Below are 5,431 nucleotides of genomic sequence, written 5' to 3' on the forward strand. Positions count from 1 at the left end.
TCGGCGGCGCGACGAGGGCGGAGCGAGACGAGGTCATGGCGGCGGCGGCGACGGGCGGCCCGGGCCGGTGGCCTCTGCGTGCAGGGTCTCCACGGCGCGCAGGCGGGCACTGGTGGCGCGGGGGTTGGTCGCCGCCTCCGCCGCCTCCGCGACCCAGGGCTTGCGCTGCAGGAGGCGGGCCGTGGGCGTCGCCCCGCACACGCACGGCAGCCCCGGAGGGCAGCTGCAATCCCCCTCGGCGGCGGTGCGGAAGCGGGTCTTGACCATGCGGTCCTCGACGGAGTGGAAGGCGATCACGGCCATCCGCCCGCCGGGGACCAGGGCGGCCAGCCCGGCGTCGAGGGTCCGGTCGAGGGTGGCGATCTCGTCGTTGACCAGGATGCGCAGGCTCTGGAACACCCGCTTGGCCGGGTCGCCGCGGCGCCGGCGGGCGGCGGGCACCGACGAGCGCACGACCTCGGCCAGCGCCGCGGTGGTGCGGGGCTGAGCGTCGATCACGGCGCGGGAGATGCGGCGGGCGTGGGGCTCGTCGCCGAGGTCGCGGAGGGCCCGGCACAAGGTGTCCTCGTCCATGTCGGCGATGAGGTCGGCCGCGGTGGCACCCCGGCCCTGGTCCATCCGCATGTCGAGGGGGCCGTCGCGGTCGGAGCGGTAGCTGAAGCCCCGCTCGGCCTGGTCGATCTGCGGCGAGGACACGCCCAGGTCGGCGAGCATGGCGGTGACGTCGGTGACACCGAGGTGGCCCAGCACCGATGCCAGCTCGTCGGACCGGGCGTGGTGCAGCGTGACCCGGTCGCCGAAGCGGCGGAGTCGGGGGCGGGCCACGGCCAGGGCCTCGGGGTCGCGGTCGATGCCCAGCAGGGTCAGCTCGGGGTGGGCGTCGAGCAGCATCTCGGCGTGGCCGCCGAGGCCCAGGGTGAGATCGACGTAGGTGCCGGGCAGCACGCCCTCGAAGACGGTCGCGACGGCGCCGGCGAGCACCGGCACGTGGGCCCGGTGAGCCGGGGCCGGGGGGTTGGGATCGGCCATGGCGAGCACCATCTCTCTCTCCCCCCTCAGCTCTCGAGCTCAGGGATGTACGTGGCTTGGACCACGGCGAGGGTGGCGAGGTGGTCGGTGCGGTCGTCGAGCTCGTCGGAGGTGACCAGCCCGGGCCAGAGCTCGATGCGGCGCCCGTAGCCCTGAAAGCGCACCTCGTTGGTGATGCCGACCTGGGACCGGATCTCCTCGGGGAGCACGAGGCGCCCCTGCACGTCGAGCTTGAAGTCGACCGTCGAGCTCCAGAGGGTGCGCAGGATGCCCTCGATGTCGGGCTCGTCCTGATCGGCGAGGCGCCGGGCGACGTGGGTGCGGTAGACGTCGAACTCCGGCGGGGCCATGGCCGCCAGGCAGATGTTCTTCCACGGGGTCAGCAGACCACCCTCGGCGGCGAACGACGTCCGGAAGGCGGCGGGCATCACCACCCTTGACTTGGTGTCGATGCCGTTGGTGTAGCGACCGCACAGGCGGGTCGGGCCGGCCGTCGGCGTCCCCTCGAGCGAGGAGGCACCGCGCGCTTCGTCCTCGATCTCCGTACCGGTCTGCCCCATGCCGCTGAACCTACGCCCCCTCAGGTGGTCAGTCAACCCACTTCGATGCTCGTTTCAGGGCAAATCTTCCACTGCACCAACGTGAGCCGACATGGGCACGCCGACGGTCGAGGCGGGGCGCCGGACTCTCAGTCCGGCAAGGAGGAGAGGAAGGCCTCGACGAGGGCGTCCGCGGGGACGGTCACCGCCGCGGCGCGACCGAGGAGGTCGCGGCGGCCCCGGGACCGCTCGCCCGGCTCCAGGTGGAGCAGGGTGAGGAGGACCGACGGATCCCACACCAGGGGCACCGCGCACTGGAAGCGAGCGCCGTGGCGGGTGCGCCGCTGCGCGATGCCGACCACCTTGTGACCGTGCCGGGTCACCTCGCCGGGGCCCAGGCCTCCGAAGCAGACGAGGCGGGACCACGGCGTCGACACCAGTGCTCCCCGGTGGACCGCGGCGCCGGTCACCCCGACCCGGTGGAGCGCCGTGGCCCACGCCTCACCGACCCAGGCGAAGGCGCGCGCCACGTCGTCGTCCCAGAGGCGGTCACCGGGAGGCACCACCACATCGACCCACACCACCCCACCTGGCTCCACCAGCACCGCCCCCCCGCCGCTCCGACGGCGCACCACCGCCACGCCGGCGGCGTCGGCGGCGCCGCGGTCGACGGCCTCGAGGGGCTGGGTGCTGCCGAGCACCACGGCCGGCCCGGTCACCTCGTGGACCCACACCCGGCGAGCGACCCTCGACGGCAGCTCGCGCCCGTGGAAGGCGGCGGCGGTGCCGGTGAGGTGCTGGACCGCCCACCCCCCACCAGGCGAGGTCACCCGAGGTCCGGGGCGGGCGATCGCCCGTCGAGGCGCCAGCGGTCGACCTCGAGTGCATCGATGAGCTCCGCGTCGGGCTCCGGGGCCAGGCCGGGCCCGGCCGGCACCGCCACCATGCCGTCCGCGTCGGGCCGCACCGGGGCGACCACGTCGGCCGCGTACAGCAGCTGGGTCGGGCCGACCAGAGCCGGACCGGTCACCTCGGGGCGGGCGGCGACGACGCGGGCCGCCGCCCGTCCGAGACCGCTCTCGAGCATCCCCCCGGCGTGCACTTGCCAGCCCTGGCGAGCGGCGTGGGCCGCGACCTCGACCGCCGCCTCCACGCCGCCCAGGCGGGCCGCCTTGACCGTGAGCATGCGGCCGGCGCCGAGGGCGATGGCGGCCTCGAGGTCGCCCCTCGTCGCGACGGCCTCGTCGAGCGCCACCGGCGCGGTGAGGGCGGTGGCGGCTCGGGCCCCGCCCACGAGGTCGTCGGCGGGCAGGGGCTGCTCGATGAAGGCGGGACCGAGGGCATCGACGGCGGCGAGCTCGTCCCCGTCGGCCGCCGAGAAGCTGCCGTTGGCATCGACGGCCACCGCGACGGTGGGGTGGTCCCGCCGCACGGCGGCGAGGGGGGCGACGGCCCAGCCGGGTCGGATCTTCAGCACGAGGAGGGCCGCCCCGGCGGCGACGGCGCGCTCCGCGGCCGCCGCCAGCGCATCCAGGTCGTCGACGAGGCCCACGGCCACGCCGAAGCGCACCCGGTCGGCCAGGGGCCCGAGAGCGGCGGCCGGGCCCTCCCCCATCTGTCGGAGTCGCAGGTCGAGCAGTGCGTCGCGCACCGCCCCCGACGCCATCGGGTGCCCGACGACGCCGACGGGGCCCCGTGGGGCCACCACCTGGGGGACGAGTATGCGCTGGAGGACCCACCAGGCGCCGTCGGTCCACTCCGAGCTGTACCCGGGGGCGGCGAGGGTCGGGCACTCGCCCCAGCCGGTGGTGCCGTCGGCGTCGACGACGGCCACGAGGATCACCTCGCGGGTGTCCTCCCGGCCGTGGGCGGCGACGTGGGGGGCGCGCAACGGAAGTCGCACCCGGTGCAGGACGACCTCGGCCACCTGCGGCGTCATCGGTGCACCACCTCGTCGTGGGACACGTCTAGCCTTGGACCCATCGCCGGGCACCAATGAGCGCTGACGGCTCCGCCGTCAGAGAGCCCGTGCTTCCTGGTTCGCTCGCTCCGCTCGCTCACGCGACCTGCAGGTAGGGCTGCCAGAGGGCGGGCACGGCCCCGACGGCGGTGATCACCCAGAGCGACCGGCGAGGGGGCGCCGGCCGGGTGCGCAGGTGGAGCCCGGAGTCGGGCAGGAGCCGGTTGCCCTTGCGGAGGTTGCACGGGCGGCAGGCCGCCACCACGTTCTCCCAGGTGTGGTCGCCGCCCCGGCTCCGGGGCCGGACGTGGTCGATGGTCTCGGCCCGCGACCCGCAGTACTGGCAGCTGTGGGCGTCGCGGGCGAGCACGCCGCGCCGGCTGATGGTGAGGTGGCGCTGGTAGGGCACCTTCACGAGGGTGCGGAGCCGGACCACCGAGGGCACGGCCAGCGCCAAGCGCTCGGAGTGCAGCACCTCGTCGGTGTCGTGGACGATGTCGGCCCGTTCGGTGAGCACCAGGACCGCGGCGCGCCGGCCGGTGACCACGCTCAACGGCTCGTAGGTGACGTTGAGCACCAGCGCCCTGACCATCCTGGGGACTTTACCTCTCCTCCGCCGGTCTGAGGCAGCGATTGGTGGCGGCCGGAGGGCGTGCTACGGCAACGGTTCGGGCTCCTCCGCGGCGCGCCGGCGCCGGGCGCGGAGGGCGACGGCCCCGAGCAGGCCGACGAGCCCCGCGGTCGTGGCGACCGGGACGAGCGCGCTCCCGCCCCCGTCACCGCCGTCGCGCACCGACACGGTGCCGGCCGGGGGGGCGCTGTCCGCCCGCTCGTCGGCATCGACTGCGCCGTCTCCGTCTCCGTCTCGGTCACCGTCGGCGCTGCCGCCGGCTCCGTCTCCGTCTCCGTCTCCGTCTCGGACGTCGTCGCTGTCAGCATCGGCGCCACCGGCGGGTCGGGTGGTCGGGGTCGACGGCGCGCTCGACGATGTGGTCGGGGTCGACGGCGCGCTCGACGATGTGGTCGGTGTCGACGGCGCGCTCGACGATGTGGTCGTGGTCGACGACGTGGTCGTCCGCCCCGGCCGCGCCGTGGTCGGCGGGGCCGAGGGGTCGGCGGCCGGATCGTCGTCGGGCGGCGGGGCGCCGCCGTCGGGGCGCGGTTCCATCGGGCTCGGAGGCGCGGTCCCGTCGGCATCGCCGCCACCGCCATCGCCCTCGCCTCCACCACCACCGGCGTCCCTGCCACCACCGGCGTCCCTGCCACCAGCGTCTCCTCCACCACCGGCGTCACCGCCGCCGCCACCGGTCGTGGGTGGCGGAGCGGTGGTCGGTGGACGGGTGGTTGGTGGACGGGTGGTCGGTGGACGGGTGGTCGGTGGACGGGTCGTCGGTGGACGGGTCGTCGGCGGGGGGGTCGGCTCGCAGATGTCGTAGGGCTTCGCCCCATTCCAGGACGTGGAGCTGTCCCACTGCCAGGCCTCGATGCCCCCGGCGCCGGGCCGGGTGGAGCCGGCGCCGCCTTGGGCGTACCGGTACCCGGGGAAGTAGCCCCAGTAGACGGCGTAGCCGTCCTCGTCGCGTCCGCAGGTCAGGCAGTCGGGCCCGGCGGCGCAGCCGAGCTGGGTCTTGTTGCGGGGGTCGGTCAGGGCACACACGGCCCCGCCGCCGCCGACCGAGCCGAAGGTGGAGACCACCGGCTCGAGCCCCGCCCGGCGCAGGACGTCGATGCCCGAGCCTCCCGGGTCGACGCACGCGGTGAAGAGGGCCTGCTCCGGGAAGGCGACGGCGACGCCGACACCCCCGGCGGCCCCGGCCGAGGCCTCACAGGCGACCGGAGCGGCGGCGCGCGGTGGGGGCGGCGCCGCCCGGGCGGGTGCCGCCGCCAGCGCCCCGGCGGCGAC

5 protein-coding genes and 1 pseudogene are annotated in these 5,431 nt (G+C 75.8%); all 6 read right to left on the reverse strand.

Going from position 1 to position 5,431, the window contains the following annotated elements:
- Positions 1–33: 33 nt before the first annotated feature.
- Entirely contained in the window at positions 34–1,029 is a 996-nt protein-coding gene (gene rsmH, locus VNL12_RS20225) for a 16S rRNA (cytosine(1402)-N(4))-methyltransferase RsmH (protein WP_325597108.1), read from the reverse strand.
- Positions 1,030–1,055: 26 nt separating this feature from the next.
- Entirely contained in the window at positions 1,056–1,589 is a 534-nt protein-coding gene (locus tag VNL12_RS20230; RefSeq protein WP_325597110.1) for a hypothetical protein, read from the reverse strand.
- A gap of 128 nt (positions 1,590–1,717) precedes the next feature.
- Positions 1,718–2,398: a lipoyl protein ligase domain-containing protein gene (locus VNL12_RS20235; RefSeq protein WP_325597112.1), complete on the reverse strand. Its 681-nt coding sequence runs from the start codon at positions 2,396–2,398 to the stop codon at positions 1,718–1,720.
- Complete coding sequence (locus VNL12_RS20240) at positions 2,395–3,507, reverse strand: enolase C-terminal domain-like protein (RefSeq protein ID WP_325597114.1); 1,113 nt, start codon at positions 3,505–3,507, stop codon at positions 2,395–2,397. Before VNL12_RS20240 ends, VNL12_RS20235 begins: the two co-directional genes overlap by 4 nt.
- Before the next feature lie 118 nt (positions 3,508–3,625).
- A complete protein-coding gene (locus tag VNL12_RS20245) occupies positions 3,626–4,120 on the reverse strand; it encodes an HNH endonuclease (RefSeq protein WP_325597116.1) in 495 nt (164 codons plus the stop codon).
- Between the two features lie 63 nt (positions 4,121–4,183).
- A pseudogene (locus tag VNL12_RS20250) lies at positions 4,184–5,431 on the reverse strand (hypothetical protein); the annotation flags it as partial.

Source organism: Iamia sp. (assembly GCF_035575815.1).
Taxonomy (GTDB): domain Bacteria; phylum Actinomycetota; class Acidimicrobiia; order Acidimicrobiales; family Iamiaceae; genus Iamia.

Bases quoted from the DNA above. Each gene is read 5' to 3' on its own strand.
- VNL12_RS20230 (WP_325597110.1), bottom strand. From the start codon at position 1,589: ATGGGGCAGACCGGTACGGAGATCGAGGACGAAGCGCGCGGTGCCTCC.
- VNL12_RS20245 (WP_325597116.1), bottom strand. From the start codon at position 4,120: ATGGTCAGGGCGCTGGTGCTCAACGTCACCTACGAGCCGTTGAGCGTG.
- rsmH (WP_325597108.1), bottom strand. From the start codon at position 1,029: ATGGCCGATCCCAACCCCCCGGCCCCGGCTCACCGGGCCCACGTGCCG.
- VNL12_RS20240 (WP_325597114.1), bottom strand. From the start codon at position 3,507: ATGACGCCGCAGGTGGCCGAGGTCGTCCTGCACCGGGTGCGACTTCCG.